Annotated in this window: 24 protein-coding genes, 2 tRNA genes and 1 other RNA gene; 17 read left to right on the top strand and 10 right to left on the bottom strand. The window is 69.5% G+C overall.

Annotation, left to right across the window (positions count from 1 at the left end):
- Positions 1-53: 53 nt before the first annotated feature.
- The 5 genes from DN051_RS20760 to DN051_RS20740 all read left to right on the top strand — a co-directional run bounded on the left by DN051_RS20760 (position 54) and on the right by DN051_RS20740 (position 3,793).
- Positions 54-1,016: an ABC transporter ATP-binding protein gene (locus tag DN051_RS20760; RefSeq protein ID WP_112439277.1), complete on the top strand. Its 963-nt coding sequence runs from the start codon at positions 54-56 to the stop codon at positions 1,014-1,016.
- Entirely contained in the window at positions 1,013-1,780 is a 768-nt protein-coding gene (locus DN051_RS20755; protein WP_053763369.1) for an ABC transporter permease, read from the top strand. Before DN051_RS20760 ends, DN051_RS20755 begins: the two co-directional genes overlap by 4 nt.
- Before the next feature lie 40 nt (positions 1,781-1,820).
- Positions 1,821-3,092 (top strand): sensor histidine kinase, encoded by a 1,272-nt coding sequence (locus tag DN051_RS20750; protein ID WP_053763376.1) that lies wholly within the window; start codon positions 1,821-1,823, stop codon positions 3,090-3,092.
- Positions 3,089-3,697, top strand: a complete 609-nt coding sequence (locus tag DN051_RS20745; protein ID WP_053763370.1) for a response regulator transcription factor — start codon at positions 3,089-3,091, stop codon at positions 3,695-3,697. Before DN051_RS20750 ends, DN051_RS20745 begins: the two co-directional genes overlap by 4 nt.
- Positions 3,698-3,720: 23 nt before the next feature.
- Positions 3,721-3,793: transfer RNA gene (locus DN051_RS20740), tRNA-Gly, on the top strand.
- A gap of 46 nt (positions 3,794-3,839) precedes the next feature.
- On the opposite strand, the gene DN051_RS20735 is transcribed toward DN051_RS20740, so the two are convergent.
- The 6 genes from DN051_RS20735 to ffs all read right to left on the bottom strand — a co-directional run bounded on the left by DN051_RS20735 (position 3,840) and on the right by ffs (position 13,284).
- Positions 3,840-4,739 (bottom strand): phosphoribosylaminoimidazolesuccinocarboxamide synthase, encoded by a 900-nt coding sequence (locus DN051_RS20735; protein WP_053763371.1) that lies wholly within the window; start codon positions 4,737-4,739, stop codon positions 3,840-3,842.
- Positions 4,740-4,888: 149 nt separating this feature from the next.
- A complete protein-coding gene (locus DN051_RS20730) occupies positions 4,889-6,397 on the bottom strand; it encodes a N,N-dimethylformamidase beta subunit family domain-containing protein (RefSeq protein ID WP_112439276.1) in 1,509 nt (502 codons plus the stop codon).
- Between the two features lie 276 nt (positions 6,398-6,673).
- Complete coding sequence (locus DN051_RS20725; RefSeq protein WP_246041110.1) at positions 6,674-8,704, bottom strand: M48 family metalloprotease; 2,031 nt, start codon at positions 8,702-8,704, stop codon at positions 6,674-6,676.
- A 295-nt stretch (positions 8,705-8,999) separates the two neighbouring features.
- Entirely contained in the window at positions 9,000-10,250 is a 1,251-nt protein-coding gene (gene purD / locus DN051_RS20720; protein WP_112439274.1) for a phosphoribosylamine--glycine ligase, read from the bottom strand.
- Positions 10,251-10,612: 362 nt separating this feature from the next.
- Positions 10,613-13,045, bottom strand: coding sequence for a DNA polymerase III subunit gamma and tau (locus DN051_RS20715; protein ID WP_112439273.1), 2,433 nt, complete (start codon positions 13,043-13,045; stop codon positions 10,613-10,615).
- A 140-nt stretch (positions 13,046-13,185) separates the two neighbouring features.
- Positions 13,186-13,284: signal recognition particle sRNA small type (ffs, locus tag DN051_RS20710), an RNA gene on the bottom strand.
- Positions 13,285-13,356: 72 nt separating this feature from the next.
- Between ffs and DN051_RS20705 the strand changes: the two genes are divergently transcribed.
- The 3 genes from DN051_RS20705 to DN051_RS20695 all read left to right on the top strand — a co-directional run bounded on the left by DN051_RS20705 (position 13,357) and on the right by DN051_RS20695 (position 16,368).
- Positions 13,357-13,444, top strand: a tRNA-Ser gene (locus DN051_RS20705).
- 133 nt (positions 13,445-13,577) lie between these two features.
- Positions 13,578-14,717: a tyrosine-type recombinase/integrase gene (locus tag DN051_RS20700; RefSeq protein ID WP_162624969.1), complete on the top strand. Its 1,140-nt coding sequence runs from the start codon at positions 13,578-13,580 to the stop codon at positions 14,715-14,717.
- Between the two features lie 214 nt (positions 14,718-14,931).
- Positions 14,932-16,368 (top strand): IS1380 family transposase, encoded by a 1,437-nt coding sequence (locus DN051_RS20695; RefSeq protein WP_425471787.1) that lies wholly within the window; start codon positions 14,932-14,934, stop codon positions 16,366-16,368.
- Here the strand turns inward: DN051_RS20695 and DN051_RS46585 are convergent.
- Positions 16,256-16,690 carry a GntR family transcriptional regulator gene (locus DN051_RS46585; RefSeq protein ID WP_246040645.1) on the bottom strand — a complete coding sequence of 145 codons (435 nt, stop codon included), beginning with the start codon at positions 16,688-16,690 and terminating at the stop codon, positions 16,256-16,258. The two genes, DN051_RS20695 and DN051_RS46585, sit on opposite strands and share 113 nt — an antisense overlap.
- 441 nt (positions 16,691-17,131) lie before the next feature.
- Between DN051_RS46585 and DN051_RS20685 the strand changes: the two genes are divergently transcribed.
- The gene (locus DN051_RS20685) at positions 17,132-17,473 is read left to right on the top strand and encodes a hypothetical protein (RefSeq protein ID WP_246040644.1); all 342 of its coding nucleotides are present in this window, start codon (positions 17,132-17,134) and stop codon (positions 17,471-17,473) included.
- Between the two features lie 73 nt (positions 17,474-17,546).
- Here the strand turns inward: DN051_RS20685 and DN051_RS20680 are convergent, their stop codons facing one another.
- Positions 17,547-18,119, bottom strand: a complete 573-nt coding sequence (locus DN051_RS20680) for a uracil-DNA glycosylase (protein ID WP_162624968.1) — start codon at positions 18,117-18,119, stop codon at positions 17,547-17,549.
- A gap of 355 nt (positions 18,120-18,474) precedes the next feature.
- On the opposite strand from DN051_RS20680, the gene DN051_RS20675 reads away from it, so the two are divergent.
- On the top strand, positions 18,475-18,819 hold the full coding sequence (locus DN051_RS20675) for a hypothetical protein (RefSeq protein WP_162624967.1): 345 nt from the start codon (positions 18,475-18,477) through the stop codon (positions 18,817-18,819).
- Positions 18,820-18,840: 21 nt separating this feature from the next.
- On the opposite strand, the gene DN051_RS20670 is transcribed toward DN051_RS20675, so the two are convergent.
- Positions 18,841-19,452: a hypothetical protein gene (locus DN051_RS20670; RefSeq protein ID WP_162624966.1), complete on the bottom strand. Its 612-nt coding sequence runs from the start codon at positions 19,450-19,452 to the stop codon at positions 18,841-18,843.
- A gap of 291 nt (positions 19,453-19,743) precedes the next feature.
- Positions 19,744-20,205 carry a hypothetical protein gene (locus DN051_RS20665; RefSeq protein WP_162624965.1) on the bottom strand — a complete coding sequence of 154 codons (462 nt, stop codon included), beginning with the start codon at positions 20,203-20,205 and terminating at the stop codon, positions 19,744-19,746.
- A 262-nt stretch (positions 20,206-20,467) separates the two neighbouring features.
- Between DN051_RS20665 and DN051_RS45125 the strand changes: the two genes are divergently transcribed.
- The 7 genes from DN051_RS45125 (at position 20,468) to DN051_RS20630 (ending at position 24,764) form a co-directional block, all read left to right on the top strand.
- Positions 20,468-20,881: a hypothetical protein gene (locus tag DN051_RS45125; RefSeq protein WP_162624964.1), complete on the top strand. Its 414-nt coding sequence runs from the start codon at positions 20,468-20,470 to the stop codon at positions 20,879-20,881.
- A gap of 385 nt (positions 20,882-21,266) precedes the next feature.
- Positions 21,267-21,719 (top strand): hypothetical protein, encoded by a 453-nt coding sequence (locus DN051_RS20650; RefSeq protein WP_112439265.1) that lies wholly within the window; start codon positions 21,267-21,269, stop codon positions 21,717-21,719.
- A gap of 85 nt (positions 21,720-21,804) precedes the next feature.
- Positions 21,805-22,035: a hypothetical protein gene (locus DN051_RS20645; protein ID WP_112439264.1), complete on the top strand. Its 231-nt coding sequence runs from the start codon at positions 21,805-21,807 to the stop codon at positions 22,033-22,035.
- 244 nt (positions 22,036-22,279) lie between these two features.
- Positions 22,280-22,642: a hypothetical protein gene (locus DN051_RS20640; RefSeq protein ID WP_112439263.1), complete on the top strand. Its 363-nt coding sequence runs from the start codon at positions 22,280-22,282 to the stop codon at positions 22,640-22,642.
- 233 nt (positions 22,643-22,875) lie between these two features.
- On the top strand, positions 22,876-23,580 hold the full coding sequence (locus DN051_RS20635) for a hypothetical protein (protein WP_162624963.1): 705 nt from the start codon (positions 22,876-22,878) through the stop codon (positions 23,578-23,580).
- A gap of 714 nt (positions 23,581-24,294) precedes the next feature.
- Entirely contained in the window at positions 24,295-24,558 is a 264-nt protein-coding gene (locus tag DN051_RS45120; RefSeq protein WP_162624962.1) for a hypothetical protein, read from the top strand.
- Complete coding sequence (locus DN051_RS20630; RefSeq protein WP_112439261.1) at positions 24,555-24,764, top strand: hypothetical protein; 210 nt, start codon at positions 24,555-24,557, stop codon at positions 24,762-24,764. Before DN051_RS45120 ends, DN051_RS20630 begins: the two co-directional genes overlap by 4 nt.
- The last annotated feature ends 86 nt before the right edge of the window (positions 24,765-24,850 follow it).

Raw genomic sequence — 24,850 nt, 5'->3', positions numbered from 1 at the left:
AGTGATGACACCGCGCACTGCAACCCCGCCATGACCGCCGGGATGCTGAGGTCATGGACACGAACGAACACGAGCACGTGATTGAGGTCACCGACCTTCGGCGTGTGTACGGGGGCGGGTTCGAAGCTGTGCGCGGGATCACGTTCCACGTGAAACGTGGGGAGATCTTCGCGCTGCTGGGCACCAACGGGGCGGGCAAGACGTCCACCGTCGAAGTGCTGGAAGGACTCGCGGCACCCGCCGCGGGACGCGTCCGGGTACTGGGCAGCGATCCCCGCACCGAGCGCTCGGTGGTGCGGCCCCGGACCGGGGTGATGCTCCAGGAAGGCGGGTTTCCGTCGGAACTGACCGTCGCGGAGACCGTGCGCATGTGGGCGGGCTGCACGAGCGGCGCACGGCCGGTGGACGAGGCGCTGGACCTCGTCGGACTCGGGCCGCGCTCCCGGGTGCGGGTCAAGCAGCTGTCCGGCGGCGAACGGCGCCGACTGGACCTGGCGCTGGCACTGCTCGGCGACCCCGAGGTGCTGTTCCTGGACGAGCCGACGACCGGTCTCGACGCCGAAGGGCGCCGCGACACCTGGGAGTTGGTCCGCAGACTGCAGGAAACGGGTACGTCCGTGCTGCTCACCACGCACTACCTGGAGGAGGCCGAGGTCCTCGCCGACCGGCTGGCCATCCTGCACCAGGGGCGGATCGCGGCCACCGGGACACCGGCCGAGGTGACGGCGTCGCAGCCGGCCAGGATCTCCTTCGAGCTGCCCGCGGGCTACTTCCTCGGAGATCTGCCGGCACTGGGGGAACTGGGCGTCGTCGGGCACGAGCAGGCCGGCCGGACCGTGCGGCTGCGCACCTACGAGGTGCAGCGGGCCGCCACCGAACTGCTGGTGTGGGCCCGCGACAACGGTGTCGAGCTGCACGGGCTGGACGTGCGGTCGGCCTCGCTGGAGGAGGCGTTCCTCCGGATCGCCGGACGGAACGCGGCCGACGCGGCCGAGAAGACGGAGGTGGCGGCATGACGACGACCGTGACGGCCCGGATGAGCGCGCTGGCGCGCGCCGAACTGACCCTGCTGGGGCGCAGCCGCGCCACCATCGTCACCGCGGTGCTCGTACCGCTGCTGCTGCCGCTCAGCGTGCGGCCCGCGCTCGACGGAATGGACCTGGCGGACGCCGGGCTCACGGTCGGCACCGTGATCCTGCCCGCGGCCGTCGGCTTCTCCCTTCTCTTCGCGGTCTACGCCTCCCTCACCAGCGCCTATGTCGTCCGCCGCGAGGAACTCGTGCTCAAGCGGCTGCGCACCGGCGAGCTGCACGACCGGGAGATCCTGGTCGCCACCGCGCTGCCCGCGACGGCGATCGGGCTCACGCAGTGCGTGGTGTTCGCGGTCGGCGGCGCGGTCCTGCTGGACCTCGGGGCACCGCGCGCGGCCCACCTCGCCGTCCTCGGGGTGCTGTTGGGGCTCGTGCTGTGCGCGGCGCTGGCCGCGGTGACGGCCGCGTTCACCAGGACCGCCGAGAGCGCCCAGGTGACGAGCCTGCCGCTGCTGTTCGTCTCGATGCTCGGCTCGGGCGTGACCATCCCGCTGGAGGTGCTTCCCGACCGGGTGGCCTCCGTCTGCGAACTGCTGCCGCTCACTCCCGCCATCACGCTGGTGCGCGGCGCCTGGACCGGCGACCTGTCCGGTTACGAGGCGCTGGGCGCCGTGACGACGGCGCTGGCCTGGATCGTGCTCGCGGTGTTTGCTGTACGGCGGTGGTTCCGCTGGGAACCTCGGCGCTGACCAGGCCGACGAACACGCCGACGAACACGGGGAGCGGGCATTGCGCGAGCCGGGCACATGGTGGCGGGGCAAGAGCACGCCCGCGAAGATCGAGACGTACACCCGGTGGTCGTTCCACTTCTTCGCGGTGATCGAGTTCCTCACGGCAGGGCTCCCGGCCGTGGGGGAGCTCGGGCCGCGGCTGGGCGGACTGCTGCTTCTGATGGTGGGCGTGCACGCCGTGCTCAGCGCGGTGACCGCCTCGCGGGCACTGGACTGGACCCGCGGCACCCGCGCGCGGCCCGTGCGGCTGATCTGGGCGTTCACCGCGGTCACCGCGGGGTTCGCCGTCACCGCCCTGGCGGTCTCGGCGGCCGCCCCGGACCGCGAGGACGTCCGATCCGCCGCGGGCTCGGTCTTCGCCGTCGTCGTGATCTTCGGGGCCGGGATCCTTTCGCTGGCGGAACGCGACCGCCGGCGGGTGCTCGCGGTCGTCGGCGGCTTCTCGGTGGGTGCCGGGCTGGTGTCGCTCGCGCTGGGCGCTCCCGTGACGACCGCCCTGGTCATCGCGCTCGTCATCCTGCTCGGCGCTTCGTTCCTCTCCTTCACCTCCGTCTTCTCCGTCTGGCTGCTCGACGCCGTCTACGAACTCGACGCGGCCCGCGAGACCCGGGCCCGGCTCGCGGTGGCGGAGGAGCGGCTGCGGTTCGGGCGGGATCTGCACGACGTACTGGGGCGCAACCTCGCCGTGATCGCGCTCAAGAGCGAGCTGGCCGTGCAGTTGGCGCGACGGGAGCGGCCCGAGGCGGTGGAGCAGATGATCGAGGTGCAGCGGATCGCGCAGGAGTCGCAGCGGGAGGTGCGGGATGTCGTACGCGGGTATCGGGAGGTCGACCTCGGCGCGGAACTCGCCGGTGCGCAAGGCGTTCTGACGGCCGCGGGCATCGCCTGCGAAGTCACCGGTGAGGTGTCCGGGCTGCCGGGGGAGGTGCAGTCGGCCCTCGGCTGGGTGGTCCGGGAGGCCACGACGAACGTGCTGCGGCACGGAGACGCGGGACGGTGTGCGGTGGGGCTACGGGTACGGGAGGGGAACGTGGTGCTCACGGTGGAGAACGACGGCGTCCTCGACACAGCGGCCGACCGCGCCGACGGGCCGGGCCGGGACAGCGCGAGCGCCGCCGTCTCTCGCGGCGGGGGATCGGGACTGACCGGACTGCGGGAGCGGCTGACCGCCGTCGGCGGGACGCTGGCCGCGGGACCGGTCGGCGGCGGAGTGTTCCGGCTGGTGGCGGAGGTGCCCTGCGCGGTGGCCGGCAGCGGTGCGGCGTCATGACGGTACGTGTGCTGCTCGCCGACGACGAGCATCTGATCAGGGGCGCGCTCGCCGCGCTGCTCTCCCTGGAGGAGGACCTCGTGGTCGTCGCCGAGGCGGCCACCGGTCCGGAGGCGCTGGCGATGGCCCGGGCCCACGCACCCGATGTGGCGGTGCTCGACCTCCAGATGCCCGGCGCCGACGGTGTGAAGGTCGCCACATCGCTGCGGTCCGAACTCCCCGGTTGCCGGGCCCTGATCGTCACCAGTCATGGGCGGCCGGGTCATCTGAAGCGGGCTCTCGCGGCCGGTGTGCGGGGGTTCGTCCCGAAGACGGTGAGCGCCCAGCGGCTCGCGGAGATCATCCGCACGGTGCATGCGGGAAACCGTTACGTGGACCCCGAGTTGGCCGCCGACGCGATCTCCGCCGGGGACTCGCCGCTGACCTCGCGGGAGACCGAGGTGCTGGAGCTGGCCGCCGACGGGGCGCCCGTCGCGGAGATCGCGCGGCGGGCCGCGCTGTCCCAGGGGACGGTGCGGAACTATCTGTCCTCGGCCGTGTCGAAGCTCGGGGCGGAGAACCGTCATGCGGCGGTACGGCTCGCCCGCGAGCGAGGTTGGGTATAGTTGCTCTCGCGCCACGGCGCACTGCGGACGTAGCTCAGTTGGTAGAGCGCAACCTTGCCAAGGTTGAGGTCGCGAGTTCGAGCCTCGTCGTCCGCTCGGAAGAAAAGCCCCCCGGTCTCCACCGGGGGGCTTTTTCGTCGGGTCAGGTCCAGCTCGTGCCCGTGAGGCGCTCGTACGCCTCCAGGTACTTGGCCCGTGTCGACTCCACGACCTCGACCGGCAGCGCGGGCGGCGGCTGCTCACCGCGGCGGTCCCAGCCGGACGCCGGGGACGTCAGCCAGTCACGGACGAACTGCTTGTCGTACGACGGCTGCGCGCGCCCGGGCTGCCACTGGTCGGTCGGCCAGAAGCGGGAGGAGTCCGGGGTGAGGACCTCGTCGGCCAGGACGAGGGTGTCGCCGTCGAAGCCGAACTCGAACTTGGTGTCGGCGAGGACGATGCCCCGGTCGCGGGCGATGTCGCGGGCGCGCGAGTAGACGGCGAGGGTGGTCTGGCGCAGTCGGGCGGCCGTGTCGGCGCCGACCTGGCGGGCGACCTCCTCGTAGGAGACGTTCTCGTCGTGCTCGCCGACCTCGGCCTTGGTGGCGGGGGTGAAGATCGGGGCGGGCAGTTCGGAGCCGTCGACCAGGCCCTCGGGGAGGGCGAGGCCGCAGACCGTACGGGACTCCTGGTACTCGGCGAGGCCGGAACCGGTCAGGTAACCGCGCGCCACGCACTCCACGGGCACCATCCGCAGGGACTTGCAGATCAAGGTGCGGCCGGCCCAGTCGGCGGGGGCGTGCTCCGGGAGCTCGGTGCTCAGGACGTGGTTGGGGGCGAGGTCGGCGAGCTGCTCGAACCACCACAGGGAGAGCCGGGTCAGGACGCGGCCCTTGTCGGGGATCTCGGTCGGCAGCACCCAGTCGTAGGCGGAGATCCGGTCACTCGCGACCATCACGAGGTCGCCCGCCTCGTTCCGGTACAGGTCGCGCACCTTGCCGGTGTGCAGATGCACCAGACCCGGAACCTGAAGCGGCTCGGGCTTTTCGACGAATCCGGACACGGTTCCTCCCCGTGGTTCTGTCCAACTGGGTCGATTCTCCCGTATGCCGGATTGGGTGGAGACATCGGGTGGCGATGGGGGTCGCGGTGCTGGTCGCGCTCGCCGACCGGGGGTGCGGGCGCGGGCGGTCCGGCCCCGGACGGGCGGGGTCAGCCGTGTTTGCAGATGCGGTCCAGGAGGTTGGCCGTGGCGCGCTGGATGCGGGGGTCCACATGGCCGGGACGGTCCAGCGCCGGTGACCAGGCGAAGGTTCCGGCCGCGAAGACCAGGGCGCCGGAGGGGGCCCGGTACAGGGACGTCTCCTGGTGGCGGAGCACACCCTCGCCGTCCGTGTACGGCGAGTGGGCGAGCAGGACGCGCTCGTCGTGGTCGGGGAGCGGGGTGCGCGGGAAGTAACGATCAGCCTCACCCGCGACCATGCCCGCGATCTCGTCGCCCTCGTGCGCTCCGGTCGCCTCCCACAGCCAGTGGTCGGCATTGCGCACGATCAGCGGGTGCGGCTCGGGGACACGGCCGACGTACTGAATGCCGATCAGCTGCTGCTCGGGCCGGTCGATCTCACGCCACAGCGACGGACGGCCAGGGCCCTTGCGCTTGCGGCAGGTCAGGAGCCGGTCCGGGGTGCCGGACGGTGACGTGCCCAGCTCCACCTGCCAGTACATGGAGTTGGAGGACAGGAAGACGAGGGACGTGCCGTGCTCGCGGGCGAGCTCCACGGTGCGGCGCATGCTCGTCGACCAGTACTCGTCGTGGCCGGGGAAGACCAGTCCTCGGTAGCGAGTGGGGTCGATGCGGCCCGCGTGCAGATCGCGCGCGTCGGCGTAGGCGAGGTCGTAGCCGTAGCGCTCGGCCCAGCGGATGAAGTCGTAGGCGTGGCCGACGTGCAGGGGCAGGCCGGCACCCGCGTACGGCCGGTCGAAGGAGACCGTGCTCGCGGCGTCGGCCTCACCGAGCAGACGGCCCCGCTCGTCCCACGCGTGGTACAGGCTGGCGCCGGTGCGGCCGTCCTCCGGGTAGAGGTTGTAGGCCTGCCAGGTGATGTCCGGGAGCAGCAGGAGCAGGTCGGCCGGGTGGTGGTGGCGGACGGTGAAGGGGACGTGCGAGCGGTAGCCGTCGGCGGTGGTCAGGACGGCGACGTACGCGCCGGCGGTCCAGTGCGCGGGGATCGACAGCCGCCACGACAGCCACCAGTGGTGGCAGGAGACCGTGCGGTCGGCGGTGAGCGGCGGGGGCTGGACGATGCCCGACAGCCGGGGGCTGGTGGTGATCTTGGCGGCGCCGTCACCGCCGTAGTGGCCGATGCGGTAGACGTCGACGCCGAACTCCTGCGGCGGGTCTACGGTGACGTGGAAGTCGACGGCCTCGCCGGGGGCGACCGCGCCGGTGGACGTGAAGCCCTTGATCTGGCGGCGCACGTCGTCCGCGGCGCGGGGACCGCCGGCGGCGGGGCGCGGGCCGGGGACCCGGGGGGCGCCGGTCCCGGTGATCGGGGGGTGCAGGCCCGGCGCCGGGTCCACGTACCACGGGACCACCTGGCCGGTGTCGTCGAAATAGGTCTCGCTGCCGCGCAGCCAGGGAACCGGGCCCTGGCCGAAGGGATCCGTGACGGCGTGCGCCAGTGCCCCGGACTCCCAGCGGCGGATCTGCTCCGACCCCATGGTCCTTCCCCTCCCTCGAGCCCCGTTCGTGTGGTGCGGGTGGTGGCGGGTGCGCAGTTGTCCTTCATGTCGCGCGCGGTTGTCTTATGTCGCGCGCGCTTGCCATGTGCGCGTTCCGTTCCCAGCACATCACATTGCGCACCGACTCCGTCACTATTCGTTTCGAATTGACCGAAAGCGGAAGTGCGGGCTCCGTCTCGGATGCCGGGCACCGGGCCGTGCCGGCGTTCCGCATCGGCCTCCGGATCGGCCTCCCCAGCGGCTTCCCGCCGGAGGTCAGACGAGCCGTACCGGCTTCTCCGGACGTATGCCGACCTCGGCCAGCCATGTGCGCAGCGGCGCCGGATCGCCGTCCTCTATGAGGCTGAGGACTCTGGGGGTCAGGTCGGTGGCCCGTTCGCCGTTGACCAGAAGTGACGGGCCGTCGAGCCAGTCGAGGGCGGGGGTGGCGCCGACGGTGTCGATCGCGGCGCAGCACACCATCGCGGTCACATGGTCGGCCAGCAGTTCGCGGGGGGTGCGTGGGGGCTGGAGCGGGAAGAGGGGGAGCGCTCCGCCGTCCCAGAAGGGGATGTCGGGGGCCGGGGCGGCCGGTGGGGCGGCCGGGTGGGATGCGCCGGAGGCCTCCTCCTCGCGGGCCATCTCCGCGCTCAGTCCGTCGGCGAGGGCGGCGCAGCGGGGGTCCTGCGGTGGCGGGTTGTCGAGATCGTCGTCGCCGAGAGCGCCTTCGCCGAGATCCCCGTCGCCGAGATCCCCGTCGAAGGGGGTGGGCGAGTGGGGGGCGGGGGGCGGACCGGGCGGGTCGGGGGGCTCCGGGGGCGGGTGCGGGTCCGACTCGGAGGCCGGGCGCGTGCCTGTCGGCTCCGGTGTCCGGTGCGGGCCTGGCTCAAGGGTCCGGCCGGGGTCGGAGGCGGGCGGTGCCGGGGACGCTGCCGGGCCGGTCGCCGGGGGCGTGAGGCTCGATGCGAGGGCCGGGGGCGTGAGGTCCGGTGCGGGGGCCGGGTCCGATGGTGGTGTCGGACCGTCCGGTGCGGGGGCCGGGTCCGACAGGTGGTCCAGGACGCGGGAGAGGGTCGGGCCGCCGTCGGCGCCACGGGTCGCACGGCGGACGCCGAGGGTGTCCAGGACGCGGTGCAGACGGGCGGCGTCGGTGCGCCACTTGCGGTCGACGACCTCGTCCGGATACTCCTGCCAGTCCACCGGCGACCAGGTGGGGCCGGACTCGGCCGGACCGCCGTGGAAGAGACGGGCGGCGAGCAGCGAGGTGGCCTCGTCGATCGAACCGGGCTCCTCGAGCAGATCGCAGGCGGGGCGCTCGCCCAGACGGGAGGCGAACCCCTCGGCCAGGCGGTCGCGCCGGGAGAGCTCGGTCAGGGCCGCGACGACACCCGCGTCCAGCCGGGAGGGCCAGCGGCCCATGCGCCAGGCGGGCAGCGCGACCCGGGTGAGCAGGCGGTCCCAGCCCGCGTACGCCAGTCCCACCTGTTCCTGGGCGACGATCCGCAGGCCGTAATCCACAGCCTGTGCACGCTCGGCGGCGGCAGCGGCGACGCCCCGCTCCATCTGGGCCGCGTGCTCCCGGCAGCCGTGCAGCAGCAGACGGGCCAGCCAGCCGACGCCCGCGCAGACCGTACGGACGACGGGGCGCCGCCCGGTGGTGGAGACGGCGGCCACCGCCGCGTCCAGTCCCCGGACGAAGCGCCGGGCCGCGGCTATGTCGGGGTGTGCGGAGGGTCCGGTGCCGGCGACGACCGGGGCGAGGACGGCGCGCAGTTCGCCGACGCGCATCCACCACAGGAACGGGGAGCCGATGACGAGGACGGGCGCGGCGGCCGCGCGGCTCCGGGTGCGGCGTCCCAGGAAGGACGCCGCGTCGGTCCGTGCGGACGAGCGCGGCGGGCCGTGGGCCGGATGGGTGCGGTCCTCCAGCCAGCTGTCGCAGTCCGGGGTGAGGGCTATCGCGGACGGGGCGGGGACGTCGAGCCGGTCGGCGAGGTCACGCACCAGCCGGTACAGGTCCGGGGCCGCGGCCTCGGTGATCGGGACCGTGGGACTGACGGCGGGGCGGGACCGGGCGACTATCAGCGCGAAGCCCGCGGCGGCCGGCAGCACGAGAAGCGCGAGCACGCCCACCGTCCAGCGGGCGATGTCCCAGCCCAGGCCGACGAGATGGCCCGTGGAACCGCCCGCCAGCAGGACCACGGCGACGGCCGCGGGCAGCACGGCGACGGCCACCGCACGGCCGCGGATCCGCAGCACGGCCAGCGCACGGGCCCTCGCGGCCTGCGCTCCCACCTCCACACCCATGCCGGTCACGACCGGACCTCACCCCCTCCCGTGCTGGCTCTCCTGGCGTTGCTCACTCCCCCACTGTGGCACCCGCCACTGACATCGCAATGCCGGTGGGCCAAGTGCCGGAATGCTTGCGCCGCACCCTAGTTGGGGCCCCGGCCCCCGTCAGCCGGATAGGCCATCGGTCACTCGATGGAATGGCTCTGGGGAAAGGTGTATGACCCAGGGCAAGGATCAGGCCCCGGATTCCAGAGGTCTCCGGGGCCTGCGAAGTGCCTGGTCAGGCGGTCGATCGTCGAAGCAGGGGGCGTTACGCGCCCGCCGCCTTCGCCGCGATGTCCGTACGGTGCTGGGAGCCATCAAGACCAATGCGGGCGACCGCCCGATAGGCCCTGTCCCGGGCTTCGACGAGGTCCGCGCCGGTCGCTGTGACGGACAGCACACGACCACCCGCGCTGACGACGGAGCCGCCGTTGCGCCCGGTGCCGGCGTGCAGGACGTACGCGTGCGGGGCGTCCTGTGCGGCCACCTCGTCCAGACCGGTGATCGGGTCGCCGGTGCGCGGTGTGCCGGGGTAGTTGTGCGAGGCGATGACGACGGTGACGGCCGCGTCGCCGCTCCAGCGCAGGGGCTCCAGATCGGCGAGCGTGCCGTTCGCGGCGCCGAGCAGGACACCCGCCAGCGGGGTCTTCAGCCGGGCGAGGACCACCTGGGTCTCGGGGTCGCCGAAACGGGCGTTGAACTCGATGACCCGTACGCCCCGGCCGGTGATGGCCAGACCGGCGTACAGAAGGCCGGAGAACGGGGTACCGCGGCGCCGCATCTCGTCGACGGTCGGCTGAAGGACCGTCTCCATGACCTCGTCGACCAGCTTCGGGTCCGCCCACGGCAGCGGGGAGTACGCGCCCATGCCACCGGTGTTGGGGCCCTCGTCGCCGTCCAGGGCGCGCTTGAAGTCCTGGGCGGGCTGGAGCGGTACGACGGTCTCGCCGTCGGTGACGGCGAAGAGGGACACCTCCGGGCCGTCGAGGAACTCCTCGATGACGACGCGCTCGCAGGCGGCCGCGTGCGCCTTGGCCGCGGCCAGGTCGGAGGTCACGACGACGCCCTTGCCGGCGGCCAGGCCGTCGTCCTTGACGACGTACGGCGGGCCGAAGGCGTCGAGCGCCTCGTCGACCTCGGCTTCGGTGGTGCACACGTAGGAGCGGGCGGTGGGCACTCCGGCCGCCGCCATGACGTCCTTGGCGAAGGCCTTGGACCCCTCCAGCTGCGCGGCCTCCCGGGACGGGCCGAACACGGGGATGCCCGCCTCGCGGACGGCGTCGGCGACACCCGCGACGAGCGGGGCCTCCGGACCGACGACCACCAGTTCGGCGCCGAGCCGAACGGCCAGCGCGGACACGGCCGCGCCGTCGAGCGCGTCGACCGGGTGCAGCTCGGCGACCTCGGCGATGCCGGCGTTGCCGGGGGCGCAGTACAGCGCGGTGACGTCGGGGTCGAGGGACAGGGAGCGGCACAGGGCGTGTTCGCGGGCGCCGCTGCCGATGACGAGGACCTTCACGGGGGTCAGCCTAACGGCAGGTGGGGCACTGCCCTTGTGCGGGCTTCCGAAGCGACGGGGGCCGGTCGCTCGTCCGTTCCTCCAAGACGGCCCTGTGTGCGTCCACGTCGGCCGGCCGGCCGTTGCGCCGGGACGGCGCGTCGACGGGCGTTGTTCGTATACGTACGGGACGGCCGGCCGTTGCCGTCGGAGTGGGCCCCTGTCGCCGTCGTGGCGGCCGCCGTTGCCCCGGGGCGGGCCGCTGTCGGTCCGAGCCGCCCACCGCGGGGTCGGGAAGCCTCGCCGGGAAGCCTCGCCGGGAGGTCATCTGTTCGTCCGGGACGGGCCGCCGTTCCGGACCGGCCCGCGCTAGTGCCGCGGCACTAGTCGTTGGAGATCTCCTCCACGACCGTCGCGCCCAGCTCCCGCACGATCAGCTCCTGGCCGGACAGGGCCGACTCGTCGAGGTCGGGGTCGTCGTCCTCGGGGATGTCGTCCTCGATGGAGACCGGTGGCGGCTCCGGAATGTCGGCCGGCGGGGCGGCGGGAGCCGACGCGCGGGCCGACGGGGACGAGGCCGCGGACGCCGCCGACTGCGAGGCCGCGGGTCGCTGCGGGGCCGCGCCCGCGGCGCTTCCGCCGCCGTAACCACCGGCGGGCTGGCCGCCGTAACCGCCCGTGGCGCCACCGCCGTGACCGCCGGAGCCGGAGCCCCCCGGTCCGCCGGCGAAACCACCGGGCGCACCGCCGCCCGGGCCGCCCGGGGGCGGCGGGGCCGAGCCGCCGGACGGGTCGACGACCGCCTCGATCTTCCAGTGCACGTTGAACTGCTCGGTCAGCGCCTGGCGCAGCACGTCCTCGCTGCCGCTGCTCACGAAGTTGTCGCGGGCGCCGACGTTGACGAAGCCGAGTTGGAGGGTGGTGCCGTCGAAACCGACGACCTGGGCGTTCTGGCTGAGCAGGATCCAGGTGAACCGGCGGCGGTTCTTCACCGCCTCCAGGATGTTGGGCCAGAGTGCGCGCGGGTCGAGTCCACCGCCCGGCGACGGCGGCGCGGGAGCCGTGGTGGCGGGCGGCGGTGAGGCGGGGACGGAAGGCGCGGGGGGCGCGCCGGGAGCGGTGGGCCCGGGGGGCGGCGCGGATCGGCCGCCGCCCGCGGGAGCCGCGGTGGGCCAGCCGCCGGGGCGTCGCGCGGCACCGCCCGCGAGGGCGGCGGTGGGCCAGGCGCCGGGCGCCGGGGCGGCGGGGGCGGAAGCGGAGTCCGGTGCCGGGGCGGCGGCCGGAGTGGGCGGCGAGGGGTGGGCCGTCTCGCCGACGGCGGGAGCGGGAGCGGGTCCGGAACCAGGTCCGGGTCCGGGTCCGGGTCCGGTGGGCAGGTCCTGGCCGGTCGGAGCGCCCTGCGGCGTGGTGGCGCGCTGGTCCCCGGGCACGACCGGCCCGCCCGGAACGCCGCTCTCGGCCGCGCCCTGCCGCGGAGCGGCGGACGGGACACCGGTCGCCGGGTCCGAGGGGGCCGGCGATCCCTGCGTACCCCGCACGGCTGCGCGCGCGGCGGCGACCCCGCCGCCCGGCATGACCGCCGCACCGGCGGCTCCCCCGTGCGTCTCGGGTCCGGGCACGTACGCCATGGCGGGCGTACCGGCGCCCGCCGAGAAGTTCACCCCGCGCTCCAGGCGGTCGAGGCGGGCCATCAGCGACCGCTCGTCCCCGTACGCCGCGGGCAGCAGCACGCGCGCGCAGATCAGCTCCAGCTGGAGGCGCGGCGAGGTGGCGCCGCGCATCTCGGTCAGCCCGTCGTTGACCAGGTCGGCCGCACGGCTCAGCTCCGCCGGCCCGAAGGTGCCCGCCTGCGCCAGCATGCGCTCCAGCACGTCGGCCGGGGCGTCGATCAGTCCCTTGTCGACCGCGTCCGGGACGGCGGCGAGGATCACCAGGTCCCGCAGCCGCTCCAGCAGGTCGGCGACGAACCGCCGGGGATCGTTGCCCCCTTCGATCACGCGGTCCACGACCTCGAAGGCGGCTGCTCCGTCACCGGTCGCGAAGGCCTCGACGACGGAGTCGAGCAGCGAACCCTCGGTGTACCCGAGCAGCGAGGTGGCCATGGCGTACGTCACACCGTCCGAACCGGCGCCCGCGAGCAGCTGGTCCATGACGGACATCGAGTCACGCACGGACCCGGCCCCGGACCGCACGACGAGCGGCAGCACGCCGTCCTCGACGGGGATGTCCTCCTGCCGGCACACCTCGCCGAGGTAGTCCCGGAGGGTGCCGGGGGGCACCAGACGGAAGGGGTAGTGGTGGGTCCGCGACCGGATCGTGCCGATGACCTTCTCGGGCTCGGTCGTGGCGAAGATGAACTTGAGGTGCTCCGGCGGCTCCTCGACGACCTTGAGCAGGGCGTTGAAACCGGCCGACGTGACCATGTGGGCCTCGTCGATGATGTAGATCTTGTACCGGCTGCGGGCGGGCCCGAAGAAGGCCTTCTCCCGCAGGTCACGGGCGTCGTCCACACCGCCGTGCGAAGCCGCGTCGATCTCGATGACGTCGATCGAGCCGGGCCCGTTGCGTGCGAGGTCCCGGCAGGAGTCGCACTCCCCGCACGGGGTGGGGGTGGGGCCCTGCTCGCAGTTCAGACAGCGGGCGAGGATGCGGGCGCTGGTCGTCTTGCCGCAGCCGCGCGGACCGCTGAACAGGTACGCGTGATTGACCCGGTTGTTCCGCAGCGCCTGCTGCAACGGGTCGGTGACATGCTCCTGCCCGATGACCTCGGCGAACGACTCCGGGCGATAGCGGCGGTACAACGCGAGAGACGACACGCATACGAGGTTATAGGCGCCCACCGACAACCGGTCCCGCCCCGGAAAGCGGCCCGAGCGCGGGTGGCGGCACCGGCGGCGGACCGATCCCGCACCGGGGACGCGGTGGGGCGGGGCGGGCGGGGTGGGGCCGGGCGGGAAACGCAAGCGCCCCCCACGCACCCGCCAGAGCCGACCTACCCTTGCTGCCTTCCGGCCCTGGGGGAGTTCAGTCAGATAGCGCCGCGTGAGGGGCTTCGCACAGCCTACCTGATGCCGGCCTGCGGGAACGAGTTCGCGAGCACTCCTCTCGGTCATGTAATGTTTCCGGCGGAGGATTCGCCTAGAGGCCTAGGGCGCACGCTTGGAAAGCGTGTTGGGGGCAACCCCTCACGAGTTCGAATCTCGTATCCTCCGCCATAGTGGCCCTGATCTGCGACAACGCGGATCAGGGCCTCTTTGCTTCTCACTGCGGCTCCGCAACCCGGCGGAGCTAGGCGAGACGCTTCGGTAACTCGGACTCGTCTAGCTCCCTGTCACGAGGAGCCAGAGAGTGACCGCAGCACGGAACCCACTGCGCGCACAGCAGCGCGTCAGGAGCGCCGACACAGCACGATCGAGCGAGAGCACACGCACGCTCTCAGCGGCGCCTGTGCGCAGCGTCAGGAGCGCTGAGGACGTACGTCTCGCAACGATCGCAGAGCTTGAGCTACACCTCTCGACCACGACGAACAAGCACGGTCGCCCCTTCCAGCGGCGCACGGTCAACGCGTACAAGTACGCGGCAACACAGCTCCACCACTGGCTGACCCGATCTCCGCAGATCAACACGGTGGGTGTGGGAGTGCAGTCGTTCACCGACGTGGACACCGCCACGCTGAACCGCTACTTCCGCTGGTACTACACGGAGCACGACGTGCCCAAGAGCCAGGACGGGAAAGGCGGATACACAGGCGGGACCAGCACGACGCAACGCAACCTCCGGGCGCTCTTCCTCTACCTGGCCGAGGAGTACGACCACCCGAACCCGTACGACGACCCCAAGCTCCAGCGCTACGCCACGCCTCCGATGGGCAAGCCCAAGACACTGTCCGAGGAGTTCATCACTGACTGCCTCGCAGCCACGGGCAACGGCTCACCCAAGGTCCGAGACTTCGAGACGGTGAGGAACCACGCGATCCTTCGCACCTTGACTGAGGGCCTGCGCTCGGACGAGTTGCTGAACCTTCGAACCAACGACCTGGATCTCCCGAACGGCACCCTGGTCGTCGTCCCGATCAAGATGGACAGGAACTCTCTGGACGGCCGCGTCATCCCGCTCCAGCCCAAGACGGTCAAGGCACTGACCCGCTATCTCCGCGTGCGAGCACTGCACCGCATGGCCAACCCGAACTCACCCGATCACGTCGAGTGGCTGTGGCTGGGCACGCGCAACCGTGGAGAGCTGGGCTACCAGGGTCTTCACCGTCTCGTGAAGAAGATCGCCACGGCAGCGGGCTACGACCCGGCGCACGTCTCGCCCCACTCCTTCTGTCACACCTGGGCCGACGACCTCAAGGCGGCGGGAGTCTCGGGCGAGCACATCATGGCCGTGCGCGGGTGGAAGTCTCCCGCGATGCTCCGACGCTACGGCGCGGACATGGCCTCACGCCGAGCGGTAGACGCGGTGCACGCCCTGGGCGACAGGTACTGACCATGTTCCACACCGCCCCGTCAGTCGTCGGCTCGCCCGCCTCGCCTACGGCGCTGCTGCTACTCGTCGCCCTTCACGAACGAGCCTTGACCCAGGATCGTGTACAGCCGCCCCTCTGCCCTGACCTCACTGTTTCGCTTGGGGTTGGTGGCTGCCGAGGCGAAAACGCGAAAGTGCCTTCCTGACCTGGAACGATGAACCTTGCTGAGGGGTTCTGTCGGTCCAGGCGGAGGGCACTTTCTACGTGCAGGGTATCGGGTTGCGTCCCAAGATCTATGTCAGTGCCGATGGTTCGGGGGTGGTCGGTCGTGCCGGGACACGGTTGCTGGCGGATCTTGCCGATGCCACGGGGCTGACCGCCGCGTACTCCACCGCGCTCAGGCCGTTGCGGCCACGCGGGACCGGACACGATCCAGGACGAATCACCACCGACCTGGCGGTGATGCTCGCCGACGGCGGCGAGGCGTTTGCGGACCTGGCCGTACTGCGGGACCAGGCCGAAGTGTTCGGCTCGGTTGCCTCGACACCGACGGCCTGGCGGCTGCTCGCCGACATGGACGAGCAGGCACTTGCTTCGCTGCGTTCGGCCCGCGCTTCGGCTCGGGAGGTCGCTTGGCTGCAGGCCGCCGAGAACGGTGAGGGCATACCCGCTGCCCGGGCCGCGGGTCGTGTGCTGCCCGGCCTGGTCCTGGACCTCGACGCCACGCTGGTGGCCTGCCACTCGGAAAAGGAGGCGGCCGCGCCCACCTACAAGGGCGGTTTCGGGTTCCACCCGCTGGTGTGCTTCCTGGCCAACACCGGCGAGGCGCTGTCCGGGCAGCTGCGGCCCGGGAACTCCGGAGCCAACACTGCCGCCGATCACATTGCGGTCCTCGACCAGGCACTCGCGCAGATCCCCGATGCCCACCGGCACGGCACCGACATCCTGGTCCGCACCGATAGCGCCGGATCCGCGAAAGCCTTCCTCGCTCACGTCCGTGACCTGCGCAAACGAGGAATCCGTACCTTCTTCTCGGTCGGATACGCCATCACCGAGCCGATCCGCCGCGCCATCCGGGCCATGCCCGACCGCCTCTGGCATCCCGCCCTGGACCAGGACGGGACACTGCGTGATGGCACCGAAGTCGCCGAGCTGACCGGCATGGTCGATCTGGGCGGCTACCCGGCCGGCACCCGCATCATCGTGCGCCGCGAGCGGCCACACCCAGGAGCACAGCTGTCGCTGTTCGACCTGGACGAGGGACTGCGCCACCAGGTCTTCCTCACCGACACTCCCTATCCCGGTGGTGGTTCGGCCCAGTTCCTCGAGGTCCGCCACCGCGGGCATGCCACCGTCGAGGACCGCATCCGGTGCGGCAAGACCACCGGGTTCGGCCGTTTCCCCTCCCGCGACTTCGGTGTCAACGCCGTCTGGCTCGAACTCAGTCTCACCGCGATCGACTTGCTGGCCTGGACGTGCCTCCTGCTGCTGGACGGGGAGATGGCCACCGCCGAGCCGAAGAAGCTCCGCCACCGACTCCTGCACGTCGCCGCCCGCCTCACCCGCGGCGGCCGGCGACTACGCCTGCGGATATCGGCGACCTGGCCGTGGAGACACGAACTCGCCACGGCTTTCCACCGCCTCGCCTCACTGCCCCGTCCCGCCGGCTGACCAGCAAACCCCAGACCGCCCACGACCCGAAAGACCTTGGAGAACCCGGCCCGAGCGTCGGGCCTTCGCCATACTCACCGGCCGACCAGCGACCGAAATCATCGGTCGACCGCCACCAGACCAGCTCAGCCACCCGAAGCGAAACAGCGAGGCTGAGAGCGGCCACCGCCTTCTGTGCCGTGGACTGGCTCACGTCGAACTCGGCGGCGATGTCCACCGTGCCGGGGAACCGCTCACCAACCGGGTAGCGCCCAGCGTCGAGCCGTCTCCGCAGCTCATCCGCTACCTGAGGCCAGACGGGCACCGAGCGATCAAGGTCCATATCCCAAGCCTGCGCGGTTACGCGTCATCCAGCTATCGCGCTAGTGCGGTAGTGCGGTTTCGCGATAGCGCGTAAGCTCGTGACGCAGGACACAACAGAAGACCATGCCCACCCCTCGGGGTGGGCATGGAAGGACCCCCGCGACAGGGCGAACTGTCCGGGGGCATGGCCGATCACCCAAGGAGTGACCGACGTGCGAACTGTACTGGGCCTCATCCTCTCGTGGCTCATGCCATCGACCGGCAAGCGGCGAGCCGCCTCACAGGCTGCGCCGACACAGCACACCCACCCGGGGGGTGTGGAACGTCCCACCCAATCTCTTCCCCGGCTCCGCTCTCCCCGTTCGCCCGAGTTCCTGCGGGGCGAGGACGTGCCACTGATCCGCCCGTATCTCGTCGCCTACGAACGCGCCCACGGCATTTACCACCAGGAGGCGGCAGCATGAGCACCCAGCCCGAGCCTCAAATGCCAAACATCAGGCATCTCCGCCTCCTGCCGTGGAGCCACGACGGCAAGCCCGCTCACCTAGTCACGGACGGCACGGCCACTCATCTCTCCCTCATGGCTGACCGCATGGAGGCACAGCAGATCGAGACGGCAAACGTGATCAGGTCTCTTGCCAAGCCGATGGTCGAGGACACGGCGAACCTCACGGCTCCCGAGCTTCGGTGGATCGCCACGCGGCTCATCGAGAGCCTGACGGACGTCCTACGCGTCTGCGAGAGCCGAGCGGGACGTATCCCGCCGTACGACGAGACACCCGACCCCGCTGACGAGAAGTAGCGGCAGCGCGCACAGCAGAGAGCCCCACCTCAGCAAAACCGAGGTGGGGCTCTCGCGTTTGGTCTGCTCCGCGTCAGGCAGTGCCAAGAAGCCTGGCGGCTTCCTTAAGGACTTGCAGGACCTCTTGGCGCGCGGCGGGGCGAGAGGCGAACACACGGGGGCTGGGGTGCCAGGTAGGAAGGGTGTGCACGTTCGGTGCGTACCGCTCCTGGTAAGCCGACCAGCCGGCCTGAGCTTTGCGCCCCATCGGCACGACCACCTCCAGCGCCGGAAGCATGGAGATCACCTCGTGCAGGAACGGTGCCGCGCGTTGTATCTCTGTCCGCCCGGGTGCCGCGATGCGGTCGGCTGTGCCGAGATACCACGGCACCACGTTCCAGTGCAGAGACTCCCGGTAGGGGAGCCCTGCCTCGGCACGGAGCGTCCAACAGTTCTGTGCTGTCTGGTCGTCGTTGTCGACCGAGATGATTCCGCTCCCTGTGCGGCGTAGCGCGGCCTCTTCTCCCATGGACTTCTGCCCGGGTGCCTCCAGGAGGAAGAGACTCCGTGCCTGTATGCCACCGGAGGCAGGGTCGAACCATGGCACAGACTCGCCATCACCCAGGCGCTCTCGCAGGGTCTCCACCCAGTCGTTCAGTGGCTTCACCGTGGGCTCGGTACGCACTGCACTCAGCCGAGCTTGAAGGGTGTCAGGGTCACGCAGCGCCCGAGGCGCCGTGGTGCGGAAGGCATCGTCACGAGACATAGGCCGCAGTGTGCCAGCAAACGCAGGTTCCAGTCCCAGTCGGTGCTCCTACTCACAGGAGTACACGGACGTGCCAGAGGCCGTTACTCTCCTCGCATCAAGCGCGGCGTAGCGCCGCGAGCGTGCTGGGGAGCGCGCGGCAATGGGTGGGGGGATCTTGGTGGGTATCCGAAGACTTGGCGTGGCCCTCGCAGCAGGCCTGGCGTTGGTCGGGTGTGGGTCCCAGACAGATACCGCCCTGACCGACGCTCAGCAGGTGTGCACGAACCTTGGCTACGAGAGCGGCACGCGCGACGACTCCTCCAAGAGTTCGGACAGCGGGACGGACGGCTGGGACGCAGCGAAGTGGACTGAGGTGGCCGACGACTTCAACGAGGAAGCCAACAGGGCCGCCCGCGCAGCACGCGAAGATCGGCGCTGGGACAAGCTCTCCAACGCAGTCACCGACTTCCAGGCATTGACTGAGCTAACGGCCAAGGCCAAGGACGAAACGCTCCCCCAGTACGACCGCGACGATGCCCAGGCTCAGATTGATCGGCTGGGCCCGCAAGAGGTAGTCCGTGTGTTGGACCAGGAGTGCCGCAAGGCTCAAGCTCAGTAGCCGTAACTCGCTTGTCGGCCTTCAGCCGATGGCGATAGCAGGACCCTGGCCGCCCGTCTCCAGCTTGCGCCGGGCATTACTCGCCCACTCCTCCACACCGGCACGCAGTTCCTCCATGGAGATCTCCAGCCGGGTCTGTGCTCCAGCGACGTCCTGGCGGGCCCAGATGGCTTCGGCTACCTCGCCCACATGCTCAACCGCACGCCTGGCCAGGCGCATCAAGTGCTCGGCCTGTTCTGCTTCCTGGGCATCGACAGCGAGGCGTAGCGCTGACTCACGCATCCACAGGGTCTTGAAACTCTCCGTCAGTTCGCTGCGCGCAGTCGCTAGGTCGGGCTGTTGGCCGGGGGCCCCGCCCAAGATATCGATGGCTACAGCACACAGGCCGAACATGTGCGCCACGCTCATGCGCACGGACTCGATTTGCCCGAGGAACGCGGCATAAGCATCGCGTCGTACCTGCCACAACGCCGCCTGGTGCTGCCCCTGGATCTGTTCACGCGCTCCAGCCAGAGCCGACTCAACCTGCGCTGCCGCAGCCTTGCGAGCCTGGTAGAAACCCATGGCGGCGGTGATCACCACACCGCCCACGCCGATACCCGCAGCCCATATGGCCGCCACGCCCTCGTCCATGCTGCGCGATTATGCCGACCCAACTGCGCGCCGGGCAGGCTCTCGTGTGATCTCGTCGCGCGTCTGCGCTTACGCTCTCGCGCGCGCTTGTGCGTTAGGAGCGCGTGAGCGCGCTTCTCGGCTCCCAGCAGAGCGAGAGCGACAGAAGACACGCGCTCAGCAACCGATCTCGCCAGACGCGCTCTCAGAGCTTCGGTGCTATGCCGGCGAGCACGTCTCGGCTGGTCAGACCACGAGAGAGCCCGGCCACTCTGACGAGTGCCGGGCCTCTCTGCTGGGTGGTGTGGAACGTCAGACGGTCACGCGCTCAACCGTGCTGGCGGGGATGCGCTGGCGCTTGCCCTCGGCGTCAGTGAACTGGAGGAACTTGATGCTCCAGCCGGTGATGCACTGGGCGGCGAACGGCTCGGCAACGCCGTTGATGTGGACGAGCGCAGCGGCGTCCTTGTGGTCGCGCCAGGTGTCGGGCGTGATCTCGACGGGACCAGCAGCGGCAGGCGTCCCGGGAGCCGTCTCGACCTGCACGGCAGGGGTGCTCTCGTCGGCGGGCGTCTCGACGGTGACGACGGCGGCAGCAGGCTTCGGGGCGGCAGCGACCTTGCGCGGGTCCTTCTTCTTGGTCGGCGTCACGGCAACCGGCTTCGGCGCGCTGGCTGCGACGGCTTCGCCTCGCATCTCCTTACGGCACTTGGCGCGAGCGGCCTTCGTAGAGGGGTGCTCGCACTGTGCGTGGGAGAAACGGGTCTTGGTCATCGTGTGCTCCTCGGGTCGTCGTCGTGCTGACACGGCAGACGCTCCCAAGGCGAGACACCCAGTCCGAAGGGCTATCGCTGGATTCCATGGAGAGTCGTTATCAAGCGATGGCCAGAAGCAGCGAACCGCGATATTTGCTATTCGCCGAAACTCCCCACACTTGCGCGCCATATACATCGCCTTGCCGTTTTCTGTCAACTGTGTGCACAATCTGTGGTAACGAATGCGACGGAATCGACTAGGAATTGAGAGGGGAGGTACCGTGCCTGGATCTCCTGAGCAGGAAGCAGAATGGGACCGCGAAGCCGAGAAGGTTTACCGGCTCGTGCTGGCGGGTCACAACCTGCAAGCCATTTCCCGCCACTTCAACATCACGCGAGAAGTCGCCAGGCGGCGAATTGCCCGTGCCCGGCGCAACCTCGGAGAGGACGCGCTGGCGGATATGCGGCTTGACATCGAAGCCGGTTTGGACGAACTGGTTCGACGGTCGTACCGGAACCTCCAAGACGCCGAAACCGTCATGGAGCGAAACAGCATCATCCGCACCATTGCCGACCTCAAGGCCAAGAAGTCCAAGCTCCTCGGTCTCGACATGCCATCCAAGGTCACGCTGGAAATGGAGCAGGCTCTACAGCTTCTCCACACCCAGCCTGACCCGGTATGGGGGGCCGATTAATGCCACTCATGTCCTCTCGGATTCTGCGGGAACGTGCTCAGGCTGGTGTGGAAGTTTGCCTCACACACGGCCCGTCCTGCGAGAAGTACCCGGACACCATGAACCCGGAATCCCGCGTAAGCCGTTTCGACCTGGAGATGGTCGAGATGCTTCGGGCATCCGGCGCCGGGGAAACTCCCCGCCCATGCAAGACGCGGAAACTCTCGGATGAGCAGATCCGCACCCGACGCGAATACGTGGAGACGTACCGCGCCGCCGTCAAGAAGAACCAACTTCCGCCCCGGCCTCCGTGGGTCACATTCGACCCCGCGCTAGCCGAGATGATCCGAGACGTGCGAGAGGGCTACGGATCTACCACACCCGCCCTTGAGGAGATGGAATAGCCATGCCGACAGCCGAACAGCTCATGGCCGCCATGCGGGGTGACGCCACCCGCTACGAGGTCAAGGCGCCCGAGGTCGACGCAACCACGCTCGCGCTGGCCCGCCAGGGTCGCGGGGACACGGACTACAGCTACGTCCACGAGGCCAACCGTCAGGGTCAGGCCGAGTACGAGCGGGCCGTCCGTAAGCGTGCCTCGGAGCTCCGCTCGGCGGGTGTGGCACATCCGGAGTCGACCGCTCGCATGGAGCTCCAGATGGCCGCACAGAGCCGTAAGGAGCAGGCCGAGCGCCGCGCCGTGCACGAGGCGATGACCGCGAACAACCGCGCGGAGATGGAGGCGAACTCCACGCCCGCCCTGCGAGAGCGCGTCACGGCCGCGACCAAGGAGCGACGCGAGGAGCGGGCACAGCGCCAGTTCCAGAAGCTCCTGGCCGAGATCCGCGCCACCGCCTGAACAACAGCCGGCCGACTGCATCGGCCATGTAACTGCGTAGAACGCGTGCACGTCCCTCGTGCCGTCAGTAGAAAGGGGCCCCGCAATGGCCAACATCACGATGAACCTCCAGGACTTCAACTCCCTGATGGCGCTGGGCACCCAGCGTCGGCGGGCCGTCTTCCTCGACCTCTACAACCAGGGCCGTGCCAAGCTCAGCGCGTCCACCGCGACCGGCCCGGAGAGCGTCGTCCTCAACCCGACCAGCCCCGGCACGAACGAGCTGGAGGGCGTCACCGTCACCCGCGTGAAGTCGGCGATCTCCTCGGCGGCCTGACACACAAGCGGGCTGGTGTGGGACGAGGAGTCAATGACCCTCCGACTCCGGGGCTATCCAGAGGGCCGTCCCGCACCAGCCTCTCAACTCCCGGTTCGTTGGGTGTCCGGGAGACCCGGCCTCGTGAGTGAGCCGGGAGTCCCGGAAGCCGTCACCGGGAACAGACGGGCTGGTGTGGAAGGTTCTCATTCCCTTCTCTTCCACACCAGCCCGTTTCTGCTGTCGAATCCGCGGGAGGTGAACCATGACTGAGCTTGACTCCGAACTCCTGGGATGGGTCCGTGACTTCATCCGCGACCACGAGAACGTGACCGCCGAGGACATCACTCGGGAATTCTTCCCGGATGACCCCAGCATGGCCAGGGCATGTCTCGATCTGTTCATGGCTGGGAGAACGACGACCAAGAGGCTCAGGTCCGGGGATATCGACTGGGACCAGTACGCGGACGGCGAGACTCACCAGCTCACGGCAGAGGTGATCCAGGCACGGCACGGGATCACCATTCCGCAGTTCCGTAAGCGTCTGTCCATGTGTTGCCGTCGTCGGGGCCGCGCCTACATGGCTCACAAAAGCCTCGGCGTTCTCTACTTCCGCATTGGGACGTAGCCATGAGACGGCTAGCTGACTTTGACTCGTGGGTGGTTGCAGAACTCCAGAAGCACGCCGACGGGCTCTCGTCTGAGGACCTGTACGAGCACTCCATTACGACGCAGTCCAACGTCCGTAGGGCTCTTATGGGCCTTGACGGGGACGGTTACGTCTCGTACGACCATAAGACCGAGCGGTATCGGGCGACTGAAAGCGGACTAGCCGCGTTGGCTGAGGGACCGCGAGAGCCGGTGTCTTGGCTGGACTTCATGGGCGGTGAGACACACTCCCTGTCGGCACAGCAACTCGATGCTTACGGCATGGCCACACCCGAGTTCGAGGCTCGCCTACACATCAATGCCATTCGACGGGGCCTCAACGTAGCCCGTATCACTCCCGCTCCCGATGGCATGGTTACCAGCTTCTGTGTGGTGGCCCCGGCTAATAGATCAGGAACGCGCAAGCGTCCGCGTTATTCCAACTCGCCGAGGGCTCTCTTCCGTGAGGCTGTCGAGAAGTGGGCAGACGGCGAACTGCACACGGTGGGTGTGGAAGAGGTGAGAGACCGGTTCCAACTCTCGCCCGAGCAATTCCGCCGCAAGCTGTACGCGTACGCCTTCGACAATGGCATGGTGGCCAAGCTGCGCAACACCGAAGGGGCGGTCACCTTCTGCATGGGAACTGTGGACCAGGTAAAGGCCGCATCGGTTCCGAAGAAGGTGCGAGATGAATACCGTCTGGACCGCCGCCTGATGAACCGGGTTGCTGACTACATCACTTGGCGCGCGGCACTCGCTGAGGTTGTGCCGTCAGAGAGTCCGGCTATCTCCATGGACGTGGTACGGGAACTCATCGACAGCAAACGAACCGCTACCCGCTACCTATCCGCCCTGGAGAATGAGGGGCGTATCACGAGCGAGCGGGAAGGCAAGTTCCTTTACTGGCAGCCCGCATGACTTCCTTTGGAACGTAGGACTTTGAGCGTGTAGCGTTCTCGACATCAGCCGCACTGATGGCCCCTAGCCCCTGAGCCTCCCCGCTCAGGGGCTTTGGGTTGGAATCACTCAGAATCGACGCGTACGGCGCCCTGACGCTCTCGTGTGCAGTGAGAGACACGCACGCACTGAGAAGCGCCTAGAGACGCGTTCACGCGCTCCTAACAATGTACTGCGAAGCGCAGTAGTAAGCGCGTCGCTCAGCGCACGCAAACTCTTCCACACCACCCTGCGCGTTCTCGTGATCCGCACTCTTACAGATTTTCTGTGATTCTGAGTAAGCCTCTAAAACGCCTTAGAGAACTATCCAGAGAACACAGATTCTTTGTGATCGGTTCGGCTCTGTAGTCGGCGCACGTCACGCACGCGCTCACGCGTACGGGCTGGTGTGGCACATATCACAGGGCGCGCGTCCCCACAGGTCACAGCGTTACGTGGCGCATACACGGACCGAGGGTACCTACCGGCCAGTAACCGGCCACGCTTGCAGCCAGCTAGTTCCTCGTGGCACGTTTTCGAGCCCGCCGACAACTCGACTTTGACCCGCCTCAATGACGCCACAGAAGCGTGATCAAAACGTTATCCACGCCGGTAATCTTGATGTTTCCCATGCCTTTTCAGAAACGCGTACTGTCGTTGTTGTCAGCGAGAGCAGCGCAGAAAGGAGGAACCTTTATGGCTGGCAAGGTCGACCATTCGAGGCTCGACTATTCCCGTAGTAAGCCACCGGGCAACGCAAAGTACCCGTGGTCGTCATGGGCTACTGGCGAGGCTTGGGTAGCCACGCGCGGAGAGGATTTCGACGTGGACCCCAATGCCTTCCTGATGGCCGCTCGACAGTGGGCAAAGCGGCACGGGTTCCGTGTGCGCGCCAAGGTCGAGGGTGAGTCCGTGGCTGTGTTCCAGTTCCTCCCCGTACCCGAGGAGATCAAGCAGTGAGCGGCATAGGTGACTTCCTGTTCGAGGCCAGCAAGGATCCGCGCGTGAAGACGCGGATTGCGGAAGAGGTGGTCTCGATGGACGAGGGTGCGCGAGAGCGGATGCGTGCCCTTCAGAAGCTGGGAGGCCACACGTTCGTCATGGCCGATATCAGCGACCTGGAAGGCGAAGAGGCGTACGCCATCGCGGAAGTACATCCGCTCTGAGAGTGAGGGCTCATCTCGAACCAGGAGAGGTGAGTCATGCAGGAACCCGAGCACCAGAAGTCCAAGTGTCCCAAGTGTGGGGCAGG

Source organism: Streptomyces cadmiisoli, assembly GCF_003261055.1.
GTDB lineage: Bacteria > Actinomycetota > Actinomycetes > Streptomycetales > Streptomycetaceae > Streptomyces > Streptomyces cadmiisoli.
The sequence above is the reverse complement of the archived record's forward strand: the minus strand, read 5'-3'. Positions and strand labels throughout refer to the sequence as shown.